This is a genomic window from Nioella sp. MMSF_3534 (assembly GCF_030732985.1).
Taxonomy (GTDB): Bacteria; Pseudomonadota; Alphaproteobacteria; order Rhodobacterales; family Rhodobacteraceae; genus Nioella.
On sequence record NZ_JASHJX010000007.1, the window covers coordinates 37,186 to 62,643 of the forward strand.

General features: G+C 63.7%; 22 protein-coding genes. 19 read left to right on the forward strand and 3 right to left on the reverse strand.

The window, feature by feature from the left end:
* Positions 1–32: 32 nt before the first annotated feature.
* The 4 genes from RBB16_RS04605 to RBB16_RS04620 are packed head-to-tail and all read left to right on the forward strand — an operon-like array spanning position 33 to position 4,170.
* Complete coding sequence (locus RBB16_RS04605; protein WP_306045042.1) at positions 33–1,202, forward strand: M20 aminoacylase family protein; 1,170 nt, start codon at positions 33–35, stop codon at positions 1,200–1,202.
* 14 nt (positions 1,203–1,216) lie between these two features.
* Positions 1,217–2,383, forward strand: a complete 1,167-nt coding sequence (locus RBB16_RS04610) for a M20 aminoacylase family protein (protein WP_306045043.1) — start codon at positions 1,217–1,219, stop codon at positions 2,381–2,383.
* A 21-nt stretch (positions 2,384–2,404) separates the two neighbouring features.
* Positions 2,405–3,568 (forward strand): M20 aminoacylase family protein, encoded by a 1,164-nt coding sequence (locus RBB16_RS04615; protein ID WP_306045044.1) that lies wholly within the window; start codon positions 2,405–2,407, stop codon positions 3,566–3,568.
* Positions 3,529–4,170, forward strand: a complete 642-nt coding sequence (locus RBB16_RS04620; protein WP_371931211.1) for a cyclopropane-fatty-acyl-phospholipid synthase family protein — start codon at positions 3,529–3,531, stop codon at positions 4,168–4,170. Before RBB16_RS04615 ends, RBB16_RS04620 begins: the two co-directional genes overlap by 40 nt.
* On the opposite strand, the gene moaA is transcribed toward RBB16_RS04620, so the two are convergent.
* Complete coding sequence (gene moaA, locus RBB16_RS04625; RefSeq protein WP_306045045.1) at positions 4,171–5,181, reverse strand: GTP 3',8-cyclase MoaA; 1,011 nt, start codon at positions 5,179–5,181, stop codon at positions 4,171–4,173.
* 74 nt (positions 5,182–5,255) lie between these two features.
* On the opposite strand from moaA, the gene RBB16_RS04630 reads away from it, so the two are divergent.
* The 3 genes from RBB16_RS04630 (at position 5,256) to RBB16_RS04640 (ending at position 8,407) form a co-directional block, all read left to right on the forward strand.
* Positions 5,256–5,714 (forward strand): D-galactarate dehydratase, encoded by a 459-nt coding sequence (locus tag RBB16_RS04630; RefSeq protein WP_306045047.1) that lies wholly within the window; start codon positions 5,256–5,258, stop codon positions 5,712–5,714.
* Position 5,715: 1 nt separating this feature from the next.
* Complete coding sequence (locus RBB16_RS04635) at positions 5,716–7,329, forward strand: AMP-binding protein (protein ID WP_306045048.1); 1,614 nt, start codon at positions 5,716–5,718, stop codon at positions 7,327–7,329.
* Positions 7,330–7,729: 400 nt separating this feature from the next.
* A complete protein-coding gene (locus tag RBB16_RS04640; RefSeq protein ID WP_306045049.1) occupies positions 7,730–8,407 on the forward strand; it encodes a hypothetical protein in 678 nt (225 codons plus the stop codon).
* A gap of 179 nt (positions 8,408–8,586) precedes the next feature.
* Here the strand turns inward: RBB16_RS04640 and RBB16_RS04645 are convergent, their stop codons facing one another.
* A complete protein-coding gene (locus RBB16_RS04645; RefSeq protein ID WP_306045050.1) occupies positions 8,587–9,870 on the reverse strand; it encodes a DUF3422 domain-containing protein in 1,284 nt (427 codons plus the stop codon).
* Positions 9,871–10,170: 300 nt separating this feature from the next.
* Between RBB16_RS04645 and RBB16_RS04650 the strand changes: the two genes are divergently transcribed.
* The 7 genes from RBB16_RS04650 to RBB16_RS04680 all read left to right on the forward strand — a co-directional run bounded on the left by RBB16_RS04650 (position 10,171) and on the right by RBB16_RS04680 (position 18,594).
* Positions 10,171–11,745 carry a Re/Si-specific NAD(P)(+) transhydrogenase subunit alpha gene (locus RBB16_RS04650; RefSeq protein WP_306045051.1) on the forward strand — a complete coding sequence of 525 codons (1,575 nt, stop codon included), beginning with the start codon at positions 10,171–10,173 and terminating at the stop codon, positions 11,743–11,745.
* 13 nt (positions 11,746–11,758) lie between these two features.
* Positions 11,759–13,192: an NAD(P)(+) transhydrogenase (Re/Si-specific) subunit beta gene (locus tag RBB16_RS04655; RefSeq protein ID WP_306045052.1), complete on the forward strand. Its 1,434-nt coding sequence runs from the start codon at positions 11,759–11,761 to the stop codon at positions 13,190–13,192.
* Positions 13,193–13,421: 229 nt separating this feature from the next.
* Entirely contained in the window at positions 13,422–14,426 is a 1,005-nt protein-coding gene (iolG, locus tag RBB16_RS04660) for an inositol 2-dehydrogenase (RefSeq protein WP_306045053.1), read from the forward strand.
* The gene (locus tag RBB16_RS04665; RefSeq protein WP_306045054.1) at positions 14,423–15,298 is read left to right on the forward strand and encodes an SDR family oxidoreductase; all 876 of its coding nucleotides are present in this window, start codon (positions 14,423–14,425) and stop codon (positions 15,296–15,298) included. The genes iolG and RBB16_RS04665 overlap by 4 nt, the downstream gene beginning before the upstream one ends.
* Positions 15,299–15,452: 154 nt before the next feature.
* Positions 15,453–16,541, forward strand: a complete 1,089-nt coding sequence (locus tag RBB16_RS04670; RefSeq protein WP_306045055.1) for a substrate-binding domain-containing protein — start codon at positions 15,453–15,455, stop codon at positions 16,539–16,541.
* A gap of 70 nt (positions 16,542–16,611) precedes the next feature.
* Positions 16,612–17,376, forward strand: coding sequence for an ATP-binding cassette domain-containing protein (locus RBB16_RS04675; protein ID WP_306045056.1), 765 nt, complete (start codon positions 16,612–16,614; stop codon positions 17,374–17,376).
* Between the two features lie 15 nt (positions 17,377–17,391).
* Positions 17,392–18,594: an ABC transporter permease gene (locus RBB16_RS04680; protein ID WP_306045057.1), complete on the forward strand. Its 1,203-nt coding sequence runs from the start codon at positions 17,392–17,394 to the stop codon at positions 18,592–18,594.
* Positions 18,595–18,617: 23 nt separating this feature from the next.
* Here the strand turns inward: RBB16_RS04680 and RBB16_RS04685 are convergent, their stop codons facing one another.
* Positions 18,618–19,049, reverse strand: coding sequence for a BLUF domain-containing protein (locus RBB16_RS04685; protein ID WP_306045058.1), 432 nt, complete (start codon positions 19,047–19,049; stop codon positions 18,618–18,620).
* Positions 19,050–19,491: 442 nt separating this feature from the next.
* Between RBB16_RS04685 and RBB16_RS04690 the strand changes: the two genes are divergently transcribed.
* Genes RBB16_RS04690 through RBB16_RS04710 form a run of 5 tightly spaced genes read left to right on the forward strand, consistent with a single transcriptional unit; the run spans position 19,492 to position 25,402 of the window.
* The gene (locus tag RBB16_RS04690) at positions 19,492–20,331 is read left to right on the forward strand and encodes an IclR family transcriptional regulator (protein ID WP_306045059.1); all 840 of its coding nucleotides are present in this window, start codon (positions 19,492–19,494) and stop codon (positions 20,329–20,331) included.
* A 32-nt stretch (positions 20,332–20,363) separates the two neighbouring features.
* Positions 20,364–21,527, forward strand: a complete 1,164-nt coding sequence (locus RBB16_RS04695) for a zinc-binding dehydrogenase (RefSeq protein WP_306045060.1) — start codon at positions 20,364–20,366, stop codon at positions 21,525–21,527.
* Between the two features lie 23 nt (positions 21,528–21,550).
* The gene (locus RBB16_RS04700; protein ID WP_306045061.1) at positions 21,551–22,471 is read left to right on the forward strand and encodes a xanthine dehydrogenase family protein subunit M; all 921 of its coding nucleotides are present in this window, start codon (positions 21,551–21,553) and stop codon (positions 22,469–22,471) included.
* Positions 22,464–24,353: a molybdopterin cofactor-binding domain-containing protein gene (locus RBB16_RS04705; protein ID WP_306045062.1), complete on the forward strand. Its 1,890-nt coding sequence runs from the start codon at positions 22,464–22,466 to the stop codon at positions 24,351–24,353. Before RBB16_RS04700 ends, RBB16_RS04705 begins: the two co-directional genes overlap by 8 nt.
* Complete coding sequence (locus tag RBB16_RS04710; protein WP_306045063.1) at positions 24,350–25,402, forward strand: xanthine dehydrogenase family protein molybdopterin-binding subunit; 1,053 nt, start codon at positions 24,350–24,352, stop codon at positions 25,400–25,402. The genes RBB16_RS04705 and RBB16_RS04710 overlap by 4 nt, the downstream gene beginning before the upstream one ends.
* Positions 25,403–25,458: the final 56 nt, after the last annotated feature.

Genomic DNA, 25,458 nt, shown 5'->3' on the forward strand with positions numbered 1-25,458 from the left:
ACCCCTTCATTGCTTTGGTAAGGAATCTGCGAATGCCCGTGAAGAATCGTCTTGCCGAATTGCTGCCGGAGATCACCGAATGGCGGCGCGACCTGCATGAGAACCCCGAGATTCTCTATGACCTGCCGCGCACCACGGCACTGGTCGAGGAGAAGCTGCGCGCCTTCGGCTGTGACGAGGTCGTGCCGGGCGTGGGCCGGTCGGGCGTCATTGGCGTGATCAAGGGCAAGTCCGACAGCAAGGGCCGGGTGATCGGGCTGCGCGCCGACATGGATGCGCTGCCGATGGATGAGAAGACCGGGCTGCCCTATGCCTCCAAAACCGCTGGCAAGATGCACGCCTGCGGCCATGACGGGCATACGGCGATGCTGCTTGGGGCCGCGAAATACCTCGCTGAGACCCGCAATTTCGATGGTACCGTGGTGCTGATCTTCCAGCCCGCCGAGGAAGGCGGGGCCGGCGGCAAGGCCATGGTCGACGATGGCATGATGGAACGGTGGGGCATTCAGGAGGTTTACGGGATGCACAACGAACCGGGCCTGCCCGTGGGCGAGTTCGGCGTTAGCCCCGGCCCGATCATGGCGGCCGCCGACGAGATCGAGATCGTGATGCGCGGACGTGGCGGCCATGCTGCTCAGCCCCACAACGTGATCGACCCGGTGCCAGCCGCCTGCGCCACCGTCATGGCGCTGCAGACCGTGGCCAGCCGCAACGTGGACCCGATCAAATCCGTCGTGGTCTCGATCTGCGTCATGACCACCGAAAGCGCGGCAACCAACGTGATCGACGATTCCGTTCGGCTGGCTGGCACGGTCCGCACGCTCGACGAAGAGGTGCGCGACATGGCCGAGGTGCGGATCATCGAGATCGTGAACGCCACCGCCGCCGCCTATGGCTGCACCGCCGAAATCCACTACCAGCGCGGCTATCCGGTGACCGTGAACCACGAGGAAAACGCCGAGATCGCCGCCGAGGTGGCCCGTGCTGTGGCGGGCGAAACCCGCGTGCGCTATGGCCGTCCGCCGCGCATGGGAGCTGAGGATTTCAGCTACATGCTGCGCGCGCGCCCCGGGGCCTTCATCAACGTGGGCAATGGCGACAGCGCCAAGGTCCACCACCCCGAATACAATTTCAACGATGAGGCGATCCCCTACGGATGCAGCTTCTTCGCAGAACTCGTCGAACGACGAATGCCCGCCTGAAAGGACCCCGCGCCATGCCCGTGAAGAACAGCCTCGCCGAGATGCAGCCCGAAATCGCGGGCTGGCGCCGTCACCTGCACCAGCACCCCGAACTGATGTACGAGGTGCATGAAACGGCGGCCTTCGTCGTGGACCGCCTGAAAGAGATGGGCGTGACCGACATCACGCCGGGCATTGGCAAGACGGGGGTCGTGGCCGTCATCAAGGGAAAGACCGACATCAGGGGCCGGGTGATCGGGTTGCGCGCCGATATGGACGCGCTGCCGATTCATGAGGCATCGGGGGTGGACTATGCCTCGACCGTTCCGGGCAAGATGCATGCCTGCGGTCATGACGGGCACACGTCGATCCTGCTTGGAACCGCGAAATATCTGGCTGAGACTCGGAATTTCGACGGCACCGTTGTGCTGATCTTCCAGCCCGCCGAGGAAGGCGGCGCGGGCGGCAAGGCCATGTGCGAGGATGGCCTGATGGATCGTTGGGGCATCCAGGAGGTCTATGGCCTGCACAACATGCCCGGCCTGCCCACGGGTGAATTCGCGATCCGGCCCGGCGCGCTGCTGGCGTCCTCGGATGAATTCGAGATCAAGGTGACGGGCAAGGGCGGCCACGCCGCCGCGCCCCATCACGCCATCGACACGACGCTGGTCGCCTCGCAGATCGTGGTCAGCCTTCATTCCATCGTGTCACGCAACGTCGATCCGATCAAGCGCGTGGTGCTGACCGTGGGTACGTTCGAGACCGACAGCACCGCGTCCAACGTCATTGCGCACACGGCAACGCTGAATGGCACCGTGCGGACGCTCGACCCCGAATATCGGGCGATGGCGGAGGAGCGTGTGCGGCAGGTGGCCGAATCCACCGCTGCCGCCTTTGGTGCAACGGCAGAGGTGATCTGGACGCCGGGCTACCCGGCCACCATCAACCACGAGGAGGAAACCCGCCACGCCGCCGAGGCCGCCGCCGCCGTCGCGGGCCGGGTCATCGACGATGTCGATCCGATCATGCCCTCGGAAGATTTCGCCTACATGCTGGAAGAACGCCCCGGCGCCTATATTTTCCTTGGCAATGGCGACACGGCCATGTGCCACCACCCCGCCTATGTTTTCGACGATGACGCGATCCCTGCCGGGTGCAGCTTCTTCGCCGAGCTCGTCGAACGCCGCATGCCGGCGCAATAGACCCGAACCAGGAGAGAGAGAATGCCCGTCAAGAACCGCTTTGCGGAACTGCTGCCCGAAATCACCGAATGGCGGCGCGATATCCATGAACATCCCGAAATCCTGTTCGAAACCCACCGGACCTCTGCCCTTGTGGCCGAGAAGTTGAAGGACTTCGGCTGCGATGAGATCGTGACCGGCATCGGGCGCACTGGTGTTGTCGGTGTCATCAAGGGGAAATCTGACACGAGCGGCAAGGTGATCGGCCTGCGCGCCGATATGGATGCGCTGCCGATGAACGAGGAAACCGGGTTGCCCTATGCCTCCAAAACGCCCGATGCGATGCATGCCTGCGGCCATGACGGGCACACCGCCATGCTGCTTGGGGCGGCGAAATACCTGTCCGAGACGCGCAATTTCGACGGGACGGTCGTTGTCATCTTCCAGCCCGCCGAAGAAGGCGGCGGTGGCGGCAAGGAGATGTGCGACGATGGCATGATGGACCGGTGGGGCATTCAGGAGGTCTACGGGATGCACAACTGGCCCGGCCAGCCCGTCGGCAAGTTCGCCATCCGCTCCGGCGCGTTTTTTGCGGCCACGGACCTGTTCGAAATCACCGTGACGGGTCGCGGCGGTCATGGTGCGAAACCGCAGGAAACCATCGACCCGACAGTGACGGCGGCCCAGGTGGTGACGATGCTGCAGACCATCGCCAGCCGCAACGCGGACCCGGTGGAAAACATCGTGGTGTCCGTGACGTCTATCGAAAGCTCCTCCAAGGCGTTCAACGTGATTCCGCAAAGCGTGCATCTGAAAGGCACCGTGCGCACCATGTCGCCCGAGATGCGTGACCTTGCCGAAACCCGTCTGACCGCGATTGCCGAGCAGGTGAGCGCAGCCATGGGGGGCAGCGCAGACGTGCGCTATCAGCGCAACTATCCGGTGATGGTGAACCACCCCGAGCAGACCGAATTCGCCGCCGAGGTCGCCCGCGCCGTGTCCGGTGATTGTGACGAGGCGCCGCTGGTCATGGGGGGCGAAGACTTTGCCTTCATGCTGGAAGAACGTCCCGGTGCCTATATCCTCGTTGGCAATGGCGATACGGCGGCGGTGCATCACCCGGAATACAACTTCACGGATGAAGCCATTCCCGCCGGGTGCAGCTGGTGGGCCGAGATCGTGGAACGCCGGATGCCGGCGGCCTGACGCGCATGTGGGAAGATCGCTATCGCACGTCAGGGGAGTATCTGTTCGGTATCGCCCCGGCAGGATTCCTGACCGACAACCCCGGCTGGATAAAGCCGGGGCAGCGCGCGCTTTGCGTCGCTGACGGCGAGGGGCGCAATTCCGTGCATCTTGCCGAACGGGGGTTGGAGGTCTCGGCCTTCGACATGGCCCCGACAGCGGTGGAACGGGGCCGGGCCCTGGCGGCTGCAAAGGGCGTGGTGGTGGATTACCACGTCTCGGACTGGGCCGGGTGGGACTGGTCGCGGACCTATGACCTTGTGGTCGCGATCTTCATCCAGTTCGCCGATCCTGCCGCGCGGGTGGGCCAGTTTGCGGATCTGCGCCGTGCCGTGGCCCAGGGGGGCGTTCTGATGCTGCATGGATACACGCCCGAACAGGTCGACCACGGCACCGGCGGGCCGGGCAACCGGGCGCATATGTACACGTCCGATCTGTTGCGAGAGGCGTTCGGGGATTGGCAGGTGGAGCGGCTCGCCGCCTATGAACGCGATGTTCAGGAGGGCCGGGGCCATTCCGGGCGCTCGGCGCTGATTGACCTGATCGCGCGCAAGCCCGCCTGATCAGCCGCCCGTGTGGCTCATGTGACGGGTCATCTGGCCGTCTACGGTCTGCCGGGAATAGTCGAAATCATGGCCTTTGGGCTTTTGCGCAATGGCGGCGCGAATGGCCTCTTCCAGCACCGCATTATCAGGCGATGCCCTGAGCGGCGCGCGCAGATCGGCCATGTCTTCCTGCCCGAGGCACATGTACAGCTCGCCGGTGCAGGTCAGCCGCACGCGGTTGCAGCTTTCACAGAAATTATGGGTCAGCGGCGTGATGAAGCCGATCTTTTGGCCGGTTTCCTCGACCTTCACATAGCGCGCCGGACCGCCCGAGCGTTCGGCCAGATCGGTCAGCGTGTAGCGTTCCGCCAACCGCGCGCGCAGGTCCTTGAGGCTCCAATACTGGTCGAGCCGGTCTTCGTTGCCCAGGTCACCCATTGGCATGACCTCGATCCAGGTCAGGTCCATGTCACGGCTGGCGCACCAATCCTGAATGGTGAACAGCTCCTCTTCGTTGAAGCCCTTCAGCGCCACCGCGTTGATCTTGACCCGCAGACCCGCCTTCTGCGCCGCGTCGATGCCGTTCAGCACCTGCGGCAGGCGGCCCCACCGGGTAATGTCGGCAAATTTCTTCTCGTCCAGCGTGTCGAGTGAGATATTCACCCGTCGCACCCCTGCGGCATAGAGCTGATCCGCAAAGCGCGCCAGCTGGCTGCCATTGGTGGTCAGCGTCAGTTCGCGCAGCGCGCCGCTGTCCAGGTGGCGGGTCATGGACTCGAAGAACGTCATGATCCCCTTGCGCACCAGGGGTTCGCCCCCTGTGATCCGCAGTTTCTTCACCCCAAGCCGGATGAAGGTCGAACACATGCGGTCCAGTTCCTCCAGCGTCAGAAGCTCCTTCTTTGGCAGGAAGGTCATGTTTTCGGACATGCAATAGACGCAGCGGAAATCGCAGCGGTCGGTGACCGAAACGCGCAGGTAGTCGATGGCGCGGGCGAACGGGTCTATCAGGGGGGCGGGCGTTTCCATATTGAGAAGGTAGTTTGCACAGGCAGGCGCGGCAAGCGTTGATGCATGCGATTTTTGCGCCTAGGCTTCGCATCATGACACAGATGCTCCGCGCCCTTCTGGCCCTTGCCCTCGTCGCCTCGCTTGCCGGGTGCGGTGGTGGGTTTCGCCCCCTGTCTTTCCTGAACCGTGACCGCGAGGCCAGCGCCGTGCCGCCCCCTTCGGTGGCCAGCGAAACGGAGGAGGAAGAGACGGAAGAAGGAAGCGAGGAGCCGGAAGAGGAGACCGCCGAGGCCCCAGCCTCCGGCGTACTTGGCACAACCGTGGCCTCTCTGGGCGACCCGACGGCGCCGGGGCTGTGGCTGGAAACGCCGTTGGTAAGCGCGGAAACGGAGGGCCGGTTGGAGGCCGAGAACGGCAATTCCGTCGAGGTCACCCTGCGCCCGAGCGGCGGCGCGCCCGGATCTGGCAGCCGCATTTCGCTGATGGCGATGCAGGCCCTTGGGCTTGGCTTGACGGACCTGCCGACGCTGACGGTCATTGCTGGCGGATAACATGGACCGGCGGCTGTTCCGGGCCGAGGCCCGGTGGGAAGATCTGCGCGCGGGCTTTCACTGGGACATCCCCAAGCGGGTGAATATCGCGCGGCTCTGCTGTGACGATTGGGCCGCGATCCGTCCGGATCAGGTCGCAATCATCCATATCGGACAGGATGGCCACCGGCAGGAATGGACCTACGGCCAACTCAAGCGCGCCTCTGACGGGCTGGCCGTGGCTCTGGCGGCAAAGGGCGTGGGCCGGGGTGATCGGGTGGCGGTTCTGCTGGCGCAGCATCCCTTTGTTTTGCTGACCCATATGGCGGTGATGAAGCTGGGGGCCGTGGTGCTGCCGCTGTTCACGCTATTCGGCGAAGATGCGCTGCGCTACCGCCTGTCGGACAGCGGCGCGCGGGCGGTGGTGACGGACCCGGCCAATCTGGACCGGGTGATGGCGTTGCAGCCCGATCTGCCGGGGCTGGAGGTGGTGATCTCGACAGGGACCGCGCCTGCGCCGGTTCTGTCTCTGCCCGATCTGATCGAGACGCCCGCGCGCGGCTTTGTGCCTGCCGATACCCTGGCCGAAGATCCGGCGATGATGATCTACACCTCGGGCACCACCGGCGACCCCAAGGGTGTGCTGCACGCGCATCGGTTCTTATATGGTCATCTGCCCTGCATGGAGTTGAGCCAGGGTCTGTTCCCGCGTGCCGGTGATGTGGGCTGGACGCCCGCGGACTGGGCCTGGATCGGCGGCTTGATGGATATGGCAATACCTTGTCTTTACTACGGAATTCCCCTGGTCAGCCACCGCTTTGCGAAGTTCGAACCTGAGGCGGCCTACCGGCTTTTGGCGGCGGAGAAGGTGACGAATGCTTTCATCCCACCGACCGCTTTGCGGCTGATGAAGCAGGCGCCGGTGGGTCAGGGGCTGTGCCTGCGGGCGGTCAGTTCCGGCGGCGAGCCCTTGGGGGCGGATATGCTGGAATGGGGCGAGGCGCGGCTTGGGGCGGAGATCAACGAGCTTTACGGGCAGACCGAGGCCAACCTGATCGTGGCGGCGCGGTCCGCGATGATGACCCGCGTGCCGGGGGCCATGGGGCTGCCGGTGCCGGGGCATGAGGTACGTTTGCTGGGGGCTGACGACCGCGAGACAGGCGCGGGTGAGGTGGGCGAGGTCTGCCTTAGAATGCCCGACCCGGTCGCCTTCCTGCGCTATTGGAACAAGCCGGAAGCCACGGAAAAGAAAGTGAAAAACGGCTGGCTGCGGACCGGAGACCTGGCCACGCGCGGGGCGGATGGGCAGATCACTTTCCACGCCCGTGACGATGACGTGATCACATCTGCGGGCTACAGAATCGGGCCGAGCGAGATCGAGGCGGCGCTGGTGCGGCATCCGGATGTGCTGATGGCCGCCGTGGTGGGGGAGCCTGATCCGATCCGCACCGAGATCGTGGTGGCGCATGTTGTCTTGCGGGACGGTGCGGATTGGGAGGGGATGGAAGACGCCCTGAAAACGCTGGTGAGAGAGCGTGTCTCGGCCCATCTGGTGCCGCGCAAGGTGGTACGGGCCGAGAGCCTGCCAATGACCGCCACGGGCAAGATCATGCGCCGCGCGCTGCGCGTTCAGTGAGGCGAAAAACAGGGGGGTGCCGTGCGTACACCCCCTGTACACCCCCCGTACACCCCCTGTGCATACGGAATGGGAGAATGGCGCAGGGGTATATGTTTGGCAATAGGGTTGACGAAAGGCGGTGACTCGGACGCCGTCTTTCGGGTGATGTGTGGCAGAAGGGGGCCGTGATGCCGACGGTACAAGGTCTGCAGTCGGGCGGTACGCATGATGGGGTGGACCGAGTCGGCATCCGGGACCAGTCGTGCCGCGTCTGCACTAGCTGGGACCCGACGGAGGCGAGTGATCTTCAGGTGTTGAAGGCTGTGCTCGACAATGATGGTGATGGCAAGCTGACCTCTGCGGACAGCACTGGGTCTCAATCTCGGGTGGCGTTGGTGAAACAGGAAAGGCGATTCAAATGATTGTTAAACCGCATTTAATAAAAGTGTACGCCATCCTTTTAATGGTCGCAATTGGTGTCGGTCTCTATATTCATTCTCTTAGAAGTGATTTCAATCAGTTCATTGCAATGCTTGAAAGAGTTATGCCCGGATACAACCTATCCTCTGAAGTTATTGGGCGAGAATTGATCGTAGCAAGTACATTTGCGGTCGAGCATGTGTCAGGTTCAGAATATCGAGACCCCATAAATTCTAGGGCCACTTCTTTCGTTTCACAGTATGACGGATCGGGTCTTCCGCCGTTAACATTGCTCTTTGTGACGCGCGAGTCCGGCTTGGAGTATTGGGAGATTGAGTTTCAAGGCTGTTCTCCAGGGGAGTGTGACATTGATTTTGATCGTGAGCAATTCGAACAAATTGATGAGTTCACTTGGGCTTCGTTCACGAGACCTCCGGGAAGGTATGTGGAAACGGAGTTGATCTTGGAAGAGGAAATTAATGGAACACAGTATCGCGCATTCATCAACCTCCTGTTGTTGGAGGGTGGTGAGGTGATCGATTATAGCGTTGTTGTATCATTTGAGGCAAGAAACCTTGTTGAATCGTTTATTGCCAGGATTGCAGATGGGAATGGGCGACCCATTGTTCATTCACATATTGTGACAAGAAACCTTGCACTTGAGTTCGCTGGGTAGACGTCAGACTTTCATTCCTGAGAAAGCATTGCGCGCCGTACCGAACAGGCTTGTGCTGCATCGAATGGCGGTCTTGGTGGTGCAGCAAGCGTCCGGTGGGCGTCTGCTGCGGCTAGATCCGTCCGGATGCCTCCGGCTGAGGTAGTTGGTGCCAAGATGAAAGGGGTGGATGTAGGGCCCTAGTGCACCATCTTTTTGATCCGCCGGGTCATGAGCCAGACGGCTGCGATCACCGGCAGGACGAGGGCGGCGGTGACCAACGGTTTCTCGATGCCGAAGCCATAGCCAATGGGGGCGAGCAGGTAGCTGAGCAGGCTGACCGCGTAGTAGCTGATCGCCACGACCGAGAGCCCCTCGACCGTTTCCTGCAGGCGCAGTTGCAGGGCGGCGCGGCGGTCCATGCTTTCCAGCAGGTCCTGGTTCTGGGCCGATCGACCCACCTCGACCTTGGTGCGCAGAAGCTCGCCGGCGCGGAAGGCGCGGTCGGTCATGGAGCGGAGGCGCGTTTCGGTGCTTTTCACCGTGCGCATGGCGGGATCGAAGCGGCGCAGCATGAATTCGGCGAAGGTCTGGCGGCCCGCGAACCGTTCCTCGCGCAGGATCTCGATGCGCTGCTGCACGATGGCCTCATAGGCGCCGGTGGCGCCGAAGCGGAAGGAGGCGCGGGACATGAGGTTTTCCAGCTCGGTGGCATAGGTCAGAAGCTGGTCGAGCTGCTGATCCGGCGCGGTGCTGTCGCCGGTCATGTCGCGCAGAAGCGCCGAGAGACCGGTGTCGATCTGGGCCATGCGGGCGTTAAGCTCGCCCGCCTTGGGAAAGCCCAGCATCGCCATCGCCTTGTAGGTCTCGATCTCGCACAGGCGCTGGACGATGCGGCCGATCCGTGCCGGGCCGGCCTCGGGCCGGGGAAAGATCGCGAAACGCATATGGCCCGCCGGGTCGATGCGGAAATCGCTGGCCAGCACCGCGTTGCCGTCGAGCACCCGGTTGGCGGCGAGGCTTTCGGGTTCGAACCAGTCCTTGAGGCAGGTGGAGATGGCGTCATCATCCGCGATGCCTTCGGAAATGCGGAAATGCGCAGAGGTGATGCGCGGGCCGGGGGCGGTGGCCATCCAGTCCTGAGGAAAGAGATCCCAGATCGCGGAATCGAAGGGGCGGTCGCTTAGCCCCTCGCCATGAACAAGGTAGGTCACGAATTCCGTATGCTGTTCCCACTTGAGGTGATAGCGCCCGAGCTTGCCGGAAAAATGCGTGGCGCCGGGCTTGGGGTGCTGCGCGTCGTAGCGGTCGAGCAGGGCGATCAGGTGGGCGCGGTCGGCATCACGGTCGCGGGCGGCGGCGTTCTTGACCGGTTTCAGGGCGATGATCGCGGCCTGGCTGCCGTGCCGAATCGAGGGGAAGGGGCGGGCGTGCAGCTCATTCGCCAGGTCATAGCGCTGAGGGTGATCGGGGAAGCTTGGCATCGGTGGTCCTTTGACGCGGTTGCCTAGCGATAGCCTGTTCGCTGTGGTTTTCAACAATATTAAATTAATGAAATGAAGGGGTTGGACGTGTGCAACGGTATACCGTGCGATCTAAGCCCCGCTGGGCGATGGACTTTTCCCGGCCGGAGGGTGACGCAGGGTCAGATGGTCGCGGGCGATTGGGGGGCTGCCTTGTCGTAAATGAGCCCTGCGGCGTCCATTCCGTTGTAGCCGGGGGCTGCGCACTGTAAAAGCGCCTGCAACGCCCGGACAACGGGATCAAAGGGAAAGGGGATCAGTGTGAAGATAGGCGCTCCCAAGGAGATTGAAGCCGGGGAAAATCGCGTTGCGATGACACCGGACAGTGCCGTGCAGCTGCAGAAATTGGGCTATGACTGCCTGATCGAGGCTGGCGCGGGTGAAAAGGCGGGATTTGCGGATGCCGATTACGAGGCGGCCGGTGTCAGCGTTGTGAAGACCGCGGCGGCGCTTTGGAAAGACGCCGACATCATCGCCAAGGTCCGCATTCCCAACGAGACTGAACTCAAGCGGCTGACTGCCGACAAGACCTTGATTTCCTTCTTCAACCCGGCAGGGAATGAAGAGGGAATGGAACTGGCCAAGGCCAAGGGCGCCAATGTGATCGCCATGGAAATGGTGCCCCGGATCAGCCGCGCGCAGAAGATGGACGCGCTGTCCTCGATGGCCAATATCGCGGGCTATCGCGCGGTGATCGAGGCGGGCAACAACTATGGCCGCTTCTTCACCGGGCAGATCACGGCGGCGGGCAAGGTGCCGCCTGCGAAGGTTCTGGTTGTGGGCGCGGGCGTGGCGGGGCTGGCCGCGATCGGCACCTCGACCAGCCTTGGCGCGATCACCTATGCGTTCGACGTGCGCCCCGAAGTGGCCGAGCAGGTCGAATCGATGGGGGCCGAGTTCGTCTATCTCGATTTCGAGGAAGAGGCGCAGGATGGCGCGGCGACGGGGGGCTATGCGAGCGTCCAATCCGAAGAGTTCCGCAATGCGCAGCTGGCCAAGTTCCGCGAACTGGCGCCCGAGGTCGATATCGTCATCACCACGGCGCTGATTCCCAACCGCCCCGCGCCGAAGCTGTGGACGGAAGACATGGTTGCGGCGATGAAGCCGGGATCGGTCATTGTCGACCTTGCTGCCGAGCGGGGCGGCAACGTGGAAGGCACGGTGATGGATGAGAAGGTGGTGACCGAGAACGGCGTCACCATCATCGGCTATACCGATTTCCCGAGCCGGATGGCCAGTCAGGCCTCGACGCTTTACGCCACGAATATCCGTCACATGATGACCGACCTGACGCCCGAGAAGGACGGGCAGGTCGTGCACAACATGGAAGATGACGTGATCCGCGGCGCGACCGTGACCTATCAGGGCGAGATCACCTTCCCGCCGCCGCCGCCGAAGGTTCAGGCGATCGCGGCGCAGCCAAAGAAGGACGCGCCGAAGGAGCTGACCCCGGAAGAACGCCGGGCGCAGGAAGTGGCGGCCTTCAAGGCGCAGACCCGGCAACAGGTGACGCTGCTGGCCGTGGGCGGCGGGCTGATCCTGCTGGCGGGGCTTTATGCGCCAGCCAGCTTCATGCAGCATTTCATCGTCTTCGTGCTGAGCGTCTTCGTCGGCTTCCAGGTGATCTGGGGCGTGGCGCATTCGCTGCACACGCCGCTGATGGCGGTGACGAACGCGATTTCGTCGATCATCATTCTGGGCGCCCTGATGCAGATCGGGTCGGGCAGCTGGCTGGTCATCCTGCTGGCGGGGCTCAGCGTGTTCATGGCCGGGATCAACATCTTCGGTGGCTTCCTCGTGACACGGCGCATGCTCGCCATGTTCCAGAAATCGTGAAGGGGTAGGGATTATGGAATTCGGATTCACGACGGCGGCCTATGTGGTCGCGGCGGTTCTCTTCATCCTTTCGCTGGGCGGCCTGTCCGGGCAGGAAAGCGCCAAGCGCGCGGTGTGGTACGGCATTGCCGGCATGGCGCTGGCGGTCTTTGCGACCCTTATCGGTCCCGGATCGGGCCTTTGGCTGCTGTCGATCCTGCTGATCGCGGGCGGCGGGATCATCGGCTGGTACGTGGCCAAGAAGGTCGAGATGACCGAGATGCCGCAGCTTGTTGCCGCGATGCATTCGCTGGTGGGCCTTGCGGCGGTGTTCGTGGGCTTCAACGCCCATTTCGAGCTGGTCCGCGTGCTGGGCATGGAGCCGGAGGCGCGCGAGGCGCTGACCGGTTTTGCCGAACTGCTGGCGCATAAGTCGGTGGTCGAGCAGAACATCCTGCGGGTCGAGCTGTTCCTGGGCATCTTCATCGGGGCGGTGACCTTCACCGGGTCGGTGGTGGCCTATGGCAAGCTGGCGGGCAAGCTGACCTCGGCGGCGACCAAGCTGCCCGGCGGTCACGCGCTGAACGCGGGCGCGGCGGCTTTGTCGGTCATCTGCCTGATCTGGTACTTCAACTCGGGCGGCTTCTTCCCGCTGTTCATCATGACGCTGGCGGCGCTCTTCATCGGCTATCACCTGATCATGGGCATCGGCGGCGCCGACATGCCGGTGGTGGTGTCGATGCTGAACAGCTATTCGGGCTGGGCCGCGGCGGCGATCGGCTTCTCGCTCGGCAATGATCTGCTGATCGTGGTGGGGGCGCTGGTCGGCTCCTCCGGTGCGATCCTGTCTTACATCATGTGCAAGGCGATGAACCGGTCCTTCATCAGCGTGATCCTGGGCGGCTTCGGCGGCACCGCGGGCCCCGCGATGGAAATCGAGGGCGAGCAGGTGGCGATTGACGCCGATGGCGTGGCGACGGCCCTCAACGAGGCCGACAGCGTGATCATCGTGCCGGGCTACGGCATGGCGGTGGCGCAGGCGCAATCGGCGGTGGCCGACCTGACGCGCAAGCTGCGCGCTGCGGGCAAGGAGGTGCGCTTTGCCATCCACCCGGTGGCGGGCCGTCTGCCGGGGCACATGAACGTGCTGCTGGCCGAGGCCAAGGTGCCCTATGATATCGTGATGGAGATGGACGAGATCAACGAGGACTTCCCCTCGACCGACGTGGTGATCGTGATCGGCTCGAACGACATCGTGAACCCGGCGGCGCAGGAAGACCCCAACAGCCCCATCGCCGGGATGCCGGTGCTGGAGGTCTGGAAAGCCAAGCAGGTCTTCGTGTCCAAGCGCGGGCAGGGCACCGGCTATTCCGGCATCGAGAACCCGCTGTTCTACAAGGAGAACACGCGCATGTTCTACGGCGACGCCAAGGCCAGCATCGACTCGCTTCTGCCGAAGATCAGCTGACGCCCGTCGAACCTGAAATTGGAAAGCCCCGAGGTCCGGCCTCGGGGCTTTTTCGTTGGTTGGGCGGCGCGCCCGGTGAGCAAGCGTTCCGATCACGGGAGAATTCCATTCTCGTCACTTTTCCCCGCTGCCCATGAGAGCCGCAGTTCCAATCTGGACAAACCCTGCATTGTTGACCGGCGGCTTTTCCGAGAGGCTGTTCTTAAAACGGATGTAAGGGAGGGGCGCGATGCTTCGCTTCGGAATAATCGGCACCGGTCGGATCGGCGACATGCATGCGCGCCTTGTGGCGTTGCAGCCCGATGCACGGGTGACGTGGTGTTATGACCTGTTCGAGGACAGCGCCGCACGCACCGCCGCCGCCGTGGGGGCGCGGGCGACGACCGATCTGGATGCGCTGCTTGGGGCAGATGATGTCGACGCGGTGCTGATCGCCTCGCCCACCAATACGCATGTTGAAATGATCCTGCGTTCCGCCGAGGCGGGCAAGCCGATCCTTTGTGAGAAGCCCATTGATGTCGATATCGAGAAGGTCGAGGAGTGCCGAGAGAAGCTGGCCGCTTTCGACGTTCCGCTGCAACTTGGTTTCAACCGGCGGTTCGATCCCAGCCATGCGGGCGTGCAAAAGGCCGTCGCTGCGGGTGAGATCGGGGCGCTGGAACTGCTTGTCATCACAAGCAGGGACCCGGGGCCTCCTCCCCCCCGGGCGATCTTGGAGGCCTGTGGTGGCCTGTTCCGCGATACCACGATCCACGACATGGATATGGCGCGGTTCGTTCTGGGCGAGGAGCCGGTCGAGGTTTTCGCGATGGCCGCAAACCGCGTCGATCCGATCTTCGCGGAACTGGGCGACGTGGATACGGCGATGATCGTGATGCGCACGGCCTCGGGCGCGCTGTGCCATATCAACAACTCGCGCCGCACCAATTATGGCTATGACCAGCGGGTGGAGGCCTTCGGGGCCGAGGGCATGGTGCGGTCCAACAACCACCGTCCGACCGAGGTGTCGCGCCACGGGGCGGGCGGGACGGCGACGAAGGATGAGCTGCTGTATTTCTTCATCGAACGCTACCGCGCCGCCTACGAGGCCGAGATCCGCGATTTCATCGACCAGGTGACGGCGGGCAAACCGCCTAACGTGACATTCGAGGACGGGCGGCGCGCGCTGCTGCTGTCCGAGGCGGCGCTGAAATCCTACCAGACCAACAAGCCGGTGGAGGTGACTTACGCATGACCGACTATCAAAGCCCCTATGGCAGTGCCGCCTATCACGCGGCGTCCGAGAATGATGTTCCGCTGGACCGGCAATTCGCGGGCAAGGTGGCGGTGGTGACCGGGTCCACGCAGGGGCTTGGTCTGACGGCGGTCAAGCTGATGCTGCGGCGGGGGCTGAAAGGCGCCCTGATCATGGGCCGGAAAGAGGCCGAGGGGCAGGCCGCGGCGGATGCGCTGTCCACGCCGGAACAAAGGGTGGTCTATCACCGTGCCGACCTGACCGATCTGGACGATTGCCAATCGATCCACGACCGCGCGATTGCCGAATTTGGAACCTACGACATTCTGGTCAATTCCGCCGGGATCACCGACCGGGGCGGCATTCTGGATGGGGATGCGGCACTGTGGGAACGCACCTTCGCGATCAACGCCCGCGCGCCGTTCTTCCTGATGCAGAACGCCGCCAATCACTGGCGCGAGGCCGGAAAGCCCGGCGCCATCGTCAACGTGGCCACCATCACCGCCCATGGCGGGGTTCCGATGCTGACGGTCTATGCCGCGTCCAAGGCGGCGCTTGTGGCCACCACCAAGAACGCGGCCTTTTCGCTGATGCGCGACGGGATCCGGGTGAATGCGCTGGCCATCGGCTGGATGGACACCCCCGCCGAGGACATCACGCAGAAGACATTTCACGACATGCCCGATGGCTGGCAGGCCGAGGCGGGCAGCCAGTTGCCTGCGGGCAGGCTGCTGAACATGAACGAGGTCGCGCGCTGGATCGCACATCTGGCCAGTGACGAGTCGGGGATCATGACGGGATCCGTTCTCGATTTCGATCAGGGGGTTATCGGCTGCTACGAGGCGACGCCGATCCCCGCGAAACCGGGCTGACCGGGGCTGTCCGGTTCCAGACTGGACAGAACTCGACACGACCGGGGCGGGCTGCGGGCCTAGACTGAGCACACGAATACCGAACTGGAACCGGCCCCGTGCGGCCGGAACCCGCAAGGCCCCGATGGGCCACCGACATCAAGGGAGGACGACAATGACCAGACTGACGAAAATCCTGACCAATAGCAGCGCTGCCGTGGCGCTGACCGTGGCCGGCTTCACCGCCGCACCCGCGCTGGCCGATGGCGAGCAAGTGTTCTTCATGCTGCCCAATTCCACCACCATCCGCTTCGAACGCCGCGACGCGCCTCTGTTCGTGGCGGCGATGGAGGAACGGATGCCGGGGGCCATGGTCACCGTGCAGAACGGAGAGGGCGACCCGGTGCGCCAGCAGCGGCTGGTGGAAGACGCCATCGCGCAGGGGGCTGACCTGATCGTCTATACCTCGTCCGATGCGAACTTGTCCGCCGGGGCGCTTCGTGCCGCGGAAGAGGCCGGGGTTCCCGTTTTGCTGTATGAACATGACGCGATCGGCGGTCTGGCCGAGGCGCATGTTCTGTTCAACGCCCGTGCCGTGGGCCAGGCCCAGGGCCAGCGCGCGGCGGAGCTGATCGAAGCGATGCCCGAGGGGACGATCCGCATCGCCCGCGTCAAGGGCAACCAGGGCGAATACGGCACAACCCAGTATGAGCTGGGCCAGAACGAGTATCTCGATCCGCTGATTGCATCGGGCCGCGTGGAGATCGTCTGCGAGGATTTCACCCCCAACTGGGACCCGGTGCAGGCGCAGGCCTTTGCGGAGGACTGCCTGACCCGGACCGGTGGCGAGGTCGACATGTTTCTTGGCATGAATGACGGCACCACCGGCGGCTCGGTCGCGGCGCTGATCAGCCAGGGCTACGCGCCGGGCGAAATCGTCGTGACCGGCGGGCAGGACGCCACCATCGAGGCGCTTCAGTTCATCGCGCAGGGCTGGCAGGACAACACCGTGTTCAAGGACCTGCGGGTGATGGCCGAGGCCGCTGCCGACATGGCGGTGGCGATCCTCAATGGTGAGGAGCTGCCGGAACAGTGGATGAACGGCGAGGTAGACAATGACTATATGATGGTCCCCGCTGCCTTCCTGCCGGTGAACAACGTCACGCTCGACAACATCTCGGACGTGGTCGAAGCCGGTATCTACACCTGGGAGGAAGTCTGCCAGGGCGCGGAAGACTCTCAATTGTGTCAGGATAACCTCTGACAGCGGAGGTTTCTCCCGGTCGTCGGCGGTGAAACCTCCGCCGGCGACCTCGCGATACGGAAAGGCAGACATGACACAGCCCATCCTCAGCCTGCGTGGCATCACCAAGCATTTCGGCGGCGTCAAGGCGCTGACCGACGTGTCGCTCGATCTGGAGCCCGGCAAGGTCGTGGCGCTTGTGGGCGATAACGGTGCCGGAAAATCGACGCTGGTCAAGGTGATGTCCGGTGTGCACCGGCCCGATAGCGGCACCTATCAGTTCGAGGGGCGGGAGGTGGCCGTGTCCAACCCGGCCGAGGTGGCCGATATGGGGGTGCAGACGGTCTATCAGGACCTCGCGTTATGCGACAATCTCGATGCGGTTCAGAACCTCTTTCTGGGGCGGGAACTGACAGGGCCGTGGTACACGGGCTACCGCGTCAGCCGCGCGGCGGCGGAGAGGCGGGCAAAGGAGGTGCTGAAGCGGCTCCGGCTCGACTCCATCTCGCTGACCCGCAACGTGGGCGCCATGTCGGGCGGGCAACGCCAGAACATCGCCATCGCCCGGTCGATCCTGTGGGAACCCAAGGTGGTGCTGCTGGATGAACCGACGGCGGCGCTGAGCCATTCAGCGGCGGAACAGGTGGGCGATCTGGTGCGCGAACTGGCCTCGCACGGGTTGGCCGTGCTGGTGATCAGCCACGACATCCATCACTTCGTTCTGGACAACACCGACCGGATCGAGGTGCTGCGGCTGGGGCGCAATGCCGCCAGCTTCAATTCCAGGGACGTGACCGGCGAGCAGGTCGTCAACGCGATGGTGGGCGGCAATGAAGCCGTCAACATGGCAGGCTGAGGCGAGGACAGACGAATGACCGATATATCCATCCCCCCCACGCCCACGGCGACGCCGACACGGTCGCTGACGGAGCGTCTGGGCAATGAGCTTAGCTTCGTGCCGGTGGCCGTTGGCCTGATCGCGCTGTTCCTTTTCTTCGCAACGCAGTCGGATGTGTTCCTGACCAGCCGCAACCTGTCGAACCTTCTGGTGCAATCGACCGTGACCGGGATCATTGCGCTTGGCCTCGTCTTCGTGCTGCTAACCGGTGAGATTGACCTGTCTGTCGCCGCAACCTCGGGCGTGGCGTCCGTCTTCATGGCCAAGCTGGTGATGGATTTCGGCCTGCCGGTGCCGCTTGCGATCCTTGCGGGCGTTGCGCTGGGCGGGCTTGTCGGCGCGGCCTCGGCAAGGTGGGTGACGCTGATCGGGGTGCCGTCCTTCGTGGTGACGCTTGGCGTGGGGCTGGTGCTGAACGGCATCCAGTTGCTGCTGCTGCCCCGCACGGGCCGCTATAACCTGATGAATTCCGGTGTCGATCAGCTTGCCGCGACCCATGTGACCGGCCCAATGGCCTGGGGGCTGGTGCTGTGCGCCATCGCGCTGTTCGCCCTGGTCATGGGATCGACATGGCGGTCGCGCCAGCGGGCGGGGCTGTCTGCATCCTTCAACGCGGGCGTTCTGCTGCCGGTGGTCATCGTGGCGCTGTTTCTTGTCGGGGTTCTGGTCTTTCTGGAAAACCAGCGGGGGTTGCCGATGCCGGTCATCCTGTTCCTCGCGCTGCTTGGGGTCATGTCCTACATCACATCGGAAACGCGCTTTGGCACCTATCTTTATGCCATCGGCAACAATGCCGAGGCCGCGCGGCGGGCGGGCATCAAGGTAGACCGCATCAAGATCACGGCGTTCGCCATCGCGGGCGGCATGGCGGCTTTCGGCGGCATCCTGTCGGCCTCCCGCTCGCTTGGCGTGTCGGTATCGTCGGGCGGCGGCGTCGGCGGCGGGGCGCTGCTGCTGGAAAGCATCGCGGCGGCGGTCATTGGCGGGGTGAGCCTGTTCGGCGGGCGCGGCATGGTTGTCGGCGCCCTGTTCGGGGCGCTGATCATCGCAACCGTGTCGAACGGGCTGAACCTGATGGGCGTGGCCAATGAGGCGCGGCTGATCGTGACCGGCCTGCTGCTGGTCGTCGCGGTGTCGATCGACCGCGGGATCGAAAGGCTGGCGCGGCCGGGCTGAGGCGGACCGAAAGCGGGCGGCGCTCAGCCCTCGTAGAAGCTGCGCAGCAATTGCAGCCCGTTGGACAGTTCGCCGTCGCTGGCCCGTTGCCAGAAGGCATCGCTGCCGAGATCGGCGAAACCTTCGACGCCTGTCAGGTCATCGGCGTCGACATTCTTGAAGCCCATGGACCAGTTGGAAAACATCCTGTCGTCAATCGGCCCCTCGTCGATCACCACAACCGTATGGTGCCTTGTATCGTTGGAAATCCGGCGCCAGACATCGTCAATGGCCGCGTCCGGCCCTTCCAGAACCTGAATGAAATTTCCGCGGCGGAAATCCTCGTTGAAGCGATAGACGAGGCATCCCGTGACGCCGTCCTGTTCATTCCGCGCGCGGCTGTGGCGCAGCAATTCGCCAAGATCTTCCTGAGAGAAGGGCCGCTCGGCCTGACTGACATAGGCTATGAATTTCATCTTGAGGTCATCCTCTCTTGTCTGCCCCGACCGATGGGTTCGCCCCGAAGCTTACGTGTTACGGGCATTTGGTTGCCCATTGGCGAAAGTCCAGAGCAGCTGTCAACAAAACGGAGTTCTGGATCGTGAATTTGATATTGTGAAATTAGCGGCCTGTGATCTGCGATCTATGTCACGGCCAGCCCAGTGGCAACGCCCCCGATTCGCCTCTTTGAGAGGGGAAGGCTGCGTATGGTCTTCGCAATTGCAGCAATGGCGGAGAGCTGGGGGGGAAATCTCTAGCCCATTGATATTTGGTATTTTTTTCATCCTGGGTGATCTGTCGGCGTCCTTGCGTGGTCGAATTAAGTTTCACGATATCAAATTATAGCCAATATAATCAAATTATCTTGCCCTGAGGGGCCCATTTCGAAACCCTGATGCCAGAGGAGATCGCCAGATCATGAACGAACAGCTTCACACCCAGGACCGGTCGGCAAATGACCTGCGAGGCGTGCTGCGCAGCCCGCAAAAACCGGTTCGGACGATCCAGTCCGTTGATCGGGCCCTGACGCTTCTGGAACTGGCAGCCGGTGAAATCGACGGCATCACCTTGTCGGAATTGTCGGATCGGATCGGCCTGAACGCCTCGACCTGCCATCACCTTGTCATGACGCTCGTGGCGCGGGGGTATCTGACCCATATCAGCCGCAGCCGTGGATATGCGCTTGGCCCGCGGGTTCGGGAGCTTCTGGAGATGATGGAGCATGACTCCGACCCGGCGGTTCTGCTGCGCGAAGACCTGCGGCGCTTGGGCGAACAGCTCGGCCTCGGCGTGCAGCTTGCCGTGCTCAGCGAAACGTCGCTGCTGACCAAGCTCAGCTTTCCCGCCGCGGCCTCGACCCTGCAAGAGCCAAACGAGGTCGAAAAGATGACCGCGCTGCACGCAACCGCGACGGGCAAGGCCATTCTTGCCTGGATCCCCGATACGGAGCTTGTGCGGATCATCTCGACCAATGGGCTGAAATCCTACACGCCCAACACGATCAACAGCCTGTCCGGTCTCGTGGAAGAGCTGCGCAGCGTGCGCCGCTTCAAATACGCCATCGACAACGAGGAACTGCGCGAGGGCGTCGTCTGCATCGGGTCGGCCATCCGCGAAGGGGGCGGCGCGGTCGTGGCGTCCATCTCGACGACGCTGCCCGCCAGCGAGGCGACCGAGGAGCGCAAGGCCCAACTGACCCGCCAGATGATCGAGGCGGCCAACATATTCTCGAACAAGCTGCGAAACGCGCAACGTTAGCAGCCCCGTTAGCAACCTTAGGAGGACAGGACATGACGCTTCCCGCCAATGTGAAAACCAGCCCGGATTACCCGGTGCCCGAGACGATGAAAGCCTGGGTTCTGGGCGATCCCGGCGAACTGACGCTTTCGGACAAGCCGGTTCCCGTGCCGGGCAAGGCGGAGGTTCTGGTCCGTATCGACGCGGTCGCAATCTGTGCGACCGACCTTGAGATCATCCATCACGGCCCGCCCGCCCAGATCCATGGCGGCGATCCGTTCAACAAGAACTTCACGCCGGGCCATGAATACATGGGCACCGTCGTGGCGCTTGGCCCCGGTGTCGATGAATACGAGATCGGTGAACGTGTGACGGTGGAAATCCACGCCGGTTGTGGCCAGTGCAAGCGCTGCCGTCAGGGTATGTACACGTCCTGCCACAACTACGGGAAGAACTACGGCGACGTGGACAAGGGCCACCGCGCCAATGGCTTCACCACCGATGGCGGCTTTGCCGAATACGCGGTGAACAACATCAATACGCTTGTCCATGTCGATGACTCCATGTCCGACGAAGAAGCGACGCTGGTCGTGACGGCTGGCACGGCGATGTACGGCCTGACCGAACTGGGCGGCCTTGTTGCGGGTGAAAGCGTGGTCGTGACCGGCCCCGGCCCGATCGGTCTGATGGGCGCGGCCGTGGCCAAGGCCCTTGGCGCGCAGCCGGTGATCCTGACCGGCACCCGCGACAACCGTCTGGAGATTGGCAAGCAGCTTGGCGCCGATCACGTGATCAACGTTCGCAACGAGGATGTGGTCGAAAAGGTCCGCGAACTGACCGGCGGCAAGGGCGTCGATTACGTTGTGGAATGCGCCGGTGCGCCCAATGGCCTGAACGAGGCCGCGCAGATGGTGAACCGGGGCGGCAAGATCTGTCTCGCGGCCTTCCCGCATAACAGCCCCGAGGTCGATGTCGCCTATCTGGTGCGCAACAACATCTACCTCTACGGCATCCGTGGCGAGGGCAAGACCGCCACGCACCGGGCCGAGGCCTTCATGCGGCAGAAGCGCTTCGACGCCACGCTGATCCACACCCACACCTTTGAAATGACCGATCTCGAAGAGGCCCTGCGCTACGCCAAGGACCGGGTCGAGGACGCCATCAAGGTGGTGGTCAAGAACAAGCACGCCGAAGCCGGCAAGGTCGCGGCGGAATAAGGTTGCACGAGGGAGACGAGCCAATGCTGATCTGTGAGAGCTACCACGTTCCGAAAACCCTTGAAGAGGCCCTGCGCCTCTGGGCTGAGGCACCGGATGGCAGCCGGCTCGTCTCCGGTGCCACCGACATCCTGCCCTGGGCCCGCGAGGGCCGGGCAGGGGATGTCGAGATCCCCGCGCTGATCGACGTCACGAAGATCCCTGAACTGAAGGGGTATTCCTGTGACAAGGGGCGCATTCGTCTGGGGGCCGCAACCGTCTATCAGGATTTCCTGACCGACCGCACCCTGATGACCAACCTTCCCTGTATGCCCTATTGCGCGATCTGGTTTGCCGACGACCAGATCCGTGAACAGGCAACCGTCGTCGGCAATCTGGTGAATGCATCACCGGTTGCCGACGGCACCCCCCCGGTCGTGGCCCTGAATGGCGAGATCGAACTGACGCGGCTGGAGGATGGCGCCGTCCGGCGGCGGTCCGTTCCCGTCGCGGATTTCATCGAAGGCCCGGGCCGGACCCTCATTCAACCCGGCGAGATTGCCACCGCCGTCACCGTGGACAGCGCCTATGGCTATGGCGGCTCGTTCCAGAAGGTGGGGCAGCGCCGGTCGCTGGTGATCTCGGTCGCCTGTTGCGCCGCTCTGGTGCGCGCCGACAGCACCGGCACCGTGTTCGAGGATGTCCGGCTGGCGCTCGGCGGGGTCGGACCACGGCCCATCCGCCTGCGCGACGCCGAACGGCGCCTGAAAGGCGAGCGCATCACGCAAGAGCTGATCCAGCGGGTGGCGGAAAGCGCCGCCGACTCCGTCGGGTCACGCAGCCGCAAGGAATACCGCCGCGACGTGGTGGTGAATTTCGTGCGCGCCGGGCTGGAAGAGGCGCTCGCCAACCAGCCGGAAATCGGCGCCAAGTTCAAGAATTTCGGGGAGACCGAGAATGCCTAAGATCGACCTGACCATGGATGTGAACGGCCGCAAGGTCGTGAAACAGTCCGAGCCGCATAAACGCCTGCTGGATTTCCTGCGCGAGGATCTGAACCTCACCGGCACCAAGGAAGGCTGCGGCGCGGGCGAATGCGGCACCTGTTCCGTCTTCGTCGACGGCAAGCTGGTGAAATCCTGCCTGATGCCTGCCGCCAAGGCCGATGGCGCGAAGATCGAAACCATCGAAGGGCTGGCGCGGCCCGGCTCTCTCACCCCGGTGCAGCAGGCCTTTCACAAGACCGGGGCCAGCCAGTGCGGCTATTGCATCCCCGGCATGGTGATGGCCGCCACCTCGGCCTTGCGCGAAAACCCCGATGCGGGGATCGAGGAGATCAAGGAACGCCTTGGCGGCAATATCTGCCGCTGCACCGGCTACACCAAGATCTTCGAGGCGGTCGAGATCGCCCGCGACGTGATTGCGGGCCGATTGCCGGAAACCGCGCTGGACGAGGATGCGACGGGCGAGTCCTTCATCGGGGCCAATGTGCGCCGTCTGGATGCGCCGTCGAAAGTGTCGGGGCGTCTGAAATATGCCGCCGACATGAAGATGGTCGACATGCTGCAAATGCAGGTGCTGCGCGCGCCGATGCCTCATGCGCGGATCGTCTCCATCGACACCAGCGAAGCCGAGGCGATGGAGGGCGTGGCCTGCGTGATCACCTCTGCCGATGTGCCCGGCACGGACGGGTTCGGCGTCTTCGTTCATGACCAGCCGGTGATGGCACGCGGCAAGGTGCGCCATTTCGGTGAGGCGGTGGCTGCCGTGGCTGCCGAAGACCTGATCACCGCGCGCCGTGCGCTGGCCAAGATCAAGGTGGAATACGAGGAACTGCCGGGCGTCTACGCGCCCGAGGATGCCCTTGTCGACGGTGCGCCGGTCATCCACGATTACGCGCAGGACAATGTCATCAAGCATATCCCGATCCGCAAGGGCGACATCGCCAAGGGCTTTGCCGAGGCCGACCTGATCCTGGAGGACGAGTTCCGCACCCAACAGGTCGAACATGCCTATCTGGAGCCGGAAGCGGGCATCGCCTATGTGGATCACGATGACGTGGTGACGGTGCTCTCGCCCTCGCAGAATATCACCCATCACCGCCACATGCTGGCCGAAATCCTTGCCCTGCCGATCAATAAGGTGCGCTTCATCATGAGCCCCGTGGGCGGCGGCTTCGGCGGCAAGGAGGACATGATCTACCAGGGCATGCTGGCGCTTGCCGCGATGAAGACGCATCGCCCGGTGCAACTGAACTTCACCCGAGAAGAAAGCCTTGTGGCGAGCGCCAAGCGGCACCCGTCTCGGGTCAGGTACAAGATGGGCCTCAAGTGGTCCGGCGAGATCACCGCGATCGAGTTCGACATGCTCAGCGATGGCGGCGCCTACGGGATGTCGAGTGAAGGCGTGATGCGCAAGGCGGCGATCCTGTCCTGCGGGCCCTACGAGGTGCATAACCTCAAGGTCGATACCAAGGTGGTCTACACCAACAACACCCCCTCGGGCGCGTTCCGCACCTTCGGCGGCATGCAGGCGCAATTCGCAACCGAGAGCATGATGGACATGGCCGCCGAAGCGCTGGACATGGACCCGTTCGAACTGCGCCGCATCAACATGATGCGGATCGGCTCGCGCACGCATACGCAGCAGGAACTGACCACCGCCTCGCTCGACAGGGTTCTGGACGCGGCGGAGGAAGCCTCGCGTTGGGAAGCGGGCGCACCCAAGGTGCGCGGCCCGCGTCGCAATGACCTCGGCGGGCCGGATACGCGCAAGCCCTGCACGCTTGGCGCCCGGATCGGAGAACCGACGGACACCCAAACGAAAGACGAAAGGGTTGCATCATGAACCGCAAGATGCGCGGACGCGGAATGGCGTCAAGCTGGTACGGCATCGCCCGGACCGCCACCATCGACCGGGCCGGGGCCTGGGCGGAACTGGATGACGGCGGCACCGCCAAGATCGTCACCGGCGTGACCGAGATCGGCGAGGGCATCCTGACGGTGCTGGCGCAGGTCGCGGCGGAGGAACTGGGCGTGCGGCCCGAGGACGTGACCATCGGCGACAACGATACTTCGCGCTCGCCCGAGGCCGCCCATGCGGGCGCCACGCGCCAGACCTACATGATCGGCAATTCCGTGGCTTTGGCCTCGCGCGACGCGCGCGCCAAGCTCTTTGCCGAGATCGCCGATCACTGGGATGTGCCGGTGGACAGCCTGCGCGCCTTCAACGGAGAGCTTTGGGCGCAGGACACGAACCTGCGCATGTCGATGGATGAGGCCGTGAAGACCTGCAAGGGGCGCGGCGTCGTGCCCGTGGGGTCCGCATCCTTCACCGCGCATGGCACCGGGCTCGATCCGGTCGATGGCTCCGGCAGCCCGTGGCAGGCCTATGTTTTCGGCACCCAGATCGCCGAGGTCGAGGTCGATACATGGACCGGAGAGGTGCAGGTTCTGGGCATCTGGGCCGCGCATGACGTGGGCCGGGCGATCAACCCGCGCGGCGTCGAGGGCCAGATCGAGGGCGGCGTTGTGCAGGGCCTCGGCCAGGCGCTGATGGAGGATTATCAGACCGAGAAGGGCTACACGACGACCCACGGGTTCGCCAAGTATATCCTGCCCACCTCGCTGGATATTCCGCAGATCAACTGCGTCATCGTCGAGGACCCCGATCCGCTGAGCCCGCTTCAGGCCAAGGGCATCGGCGAGCCGGCCCTGGTGCCGACCGCGCCCGCGATCATGAACGCGATCTACGATGCCATCGGCGTGCGCATCAAATCCCTGCCCGCAACGCCCGAAAAGATCCTCGACGCCCTGCGCAACCATGTGCCCGGGCGGGAACAGATCGCGCAATCCGCGCGGCAGGATCGTGCCGAGGCCCACAGAAGAGGCCTTTGACACGCGAAAGACCGCGTCTCCGGAGGAGGGGCGCAGACCATCAACCAACTGGGAGG

What these genes read in the sequence shown, in the direction of transcription:
- RBB16_RS04655 (WP_306045052.1), top strand. Translation starts at nt 11,759, where the DNA reads ATGGAATTCGGATTCACGACGGCGGCCTATGTGGTCGCGGCGGTTCTC.
- RBB16_RS04675 (WP_306045056.1), top strand. Translation starts at nt 16,612, where the DNA reads ATGACACAGCCCATCCTCAGCCTGCGTGGCATCACCAAGCATTTCGGC.
- RBB16_RS04640 (WP_306045049.1), top strand. Translation starts at nt 7,730, where the DNA reads ATGATTGTTAAACCGCATTTAATAAAAGTGTACGCCATCCTTTTAATG.
- RBB16_RS04670 (WP_306045055.1), top strand. Translation starts at nt 15,453, where the DNA reads ATGACCAGACTGACGAAAATCCTGACCAATAGCAGCGCTGCCGTGGCG.
- RBB16_RS04685 (WP_306045058.1), bottom strand. Translation starts at nt 19,049, where the DNA reads ATGAAATTCATAGCCTATGTCAGTCAGGCCGAGCGGCCCTTCTCTCAG.
- RBB16_RS04680 (WP_306045057.1), top strand. Translation starts at nt 17,392, where the DNA reads ATGACCGATATATCCATCCCCCCCACGCCCACGGCGACGCCGACACGG.
- RBB16_RS04710 (WP_306045063.1), top strand. Translation starts at nt 24,350, where the DNA reads ATGAACCGCAAGATGCGCGGACGCGGAATGGCGTCAAGCTGGTACGGC.
- RBB16_RS04665 (WP_306045054.1), top strand. Translation starts at nt 14,423, where the DNA reads ATGACCGACTATCAAAGCCCCTATGGCAGTGCCGCCTATCACGCGGCG.
- moaA (WP_306045045.1), bottom strand. Translation starts at nt 5,181, where the DNA reads ATGGAAACGCCCGCCCCCCTGATAGACCCGTTCGCCCGCGCCATCGAC.
- RBB16_RS04630 (WP_306045047.1), top strand. Translation starts at nt 5,256, where the DNA reads ATGACACAGATGCTCCGCGCCCTTCTGGCCCTTGCCCTCGTCGCCTCG.
- RBB16_RS04645 (WP_306045050.1), bottom strand. Translation starts at nt 9,870, where the DNA reads ATGCCAAGCTTCCCCGATCACCCTCAGCGCTATGACCTGGCGAATGAG.
- RBB16_RS04635 (WP_306045048.1), top strand. Translation starts at nt 5,716, where the DNA reads ATGGACCGGCGGCTGTTCCGGGCCGAGGCCCGGTGGGAAGATCTGCGC.
- RBB16_RS04615 (WP_306045044.1), top strand. Translation starts at nt 2,405, where the DNA reads ATGCCCGTCAAGAACCGCTTTGCGGAACTGCTGCCCGAAATCACCGAA.
- RBB16_RS04705 (WP_306045062.1), top strand. Translation starts at nt 22,464, where the DNA reads ATGCCTAAGATCGACCTGACCATGGATGTGAACGGCCGCAAGGTCGTG.
- iolG (WP_306045053.1), top strand. Translation starts at nt 13,422, where the DNA reads ATGCTTCGCTTCGGAATAATCGGCACCGGTCGGATCGGCGACATGCAT.
- RBB16_RS04610 (WP_306045043.1), top strand. Translation starts at nt 1,217, where the DNA reads ATGCCCGTGAAGAACAGCCTCGCCGAGATGCAGCCCGAAATCGCGGGC.
- RBB16_RS04700 (WP_306045061.1), top strand. Translation starts at nt 21,551, where the DNA reads ATGCTGATCTGTGAGAGCTACCACGTTCCGAAAACCCTTGAAGAGGCC.
- RBB16_RS04690 (WP_306045059.1), top strand. Translation starts at nt 19,492, where the DNA reads ATGAACGAACAGCTTCACACCCAGGACCGGTCGGCAAATGACCTGCGA.
- RBB16_RS04695 (WP_306045060.1), top strand. Translation starts at nt 20,364, where the DNA reads ATGACGCTTCCCGCCAATGTGAAAACCAGCCCGGATTACCCGGTGCCC.
- RBB16_RS04605 (WP_306045042.1), top strand. Translation starts at nt 33, where the DNA reads ATGCCCGTGAAGAATCGTCTTGCCGAATTGCTGCCGGAGATCACCGAA.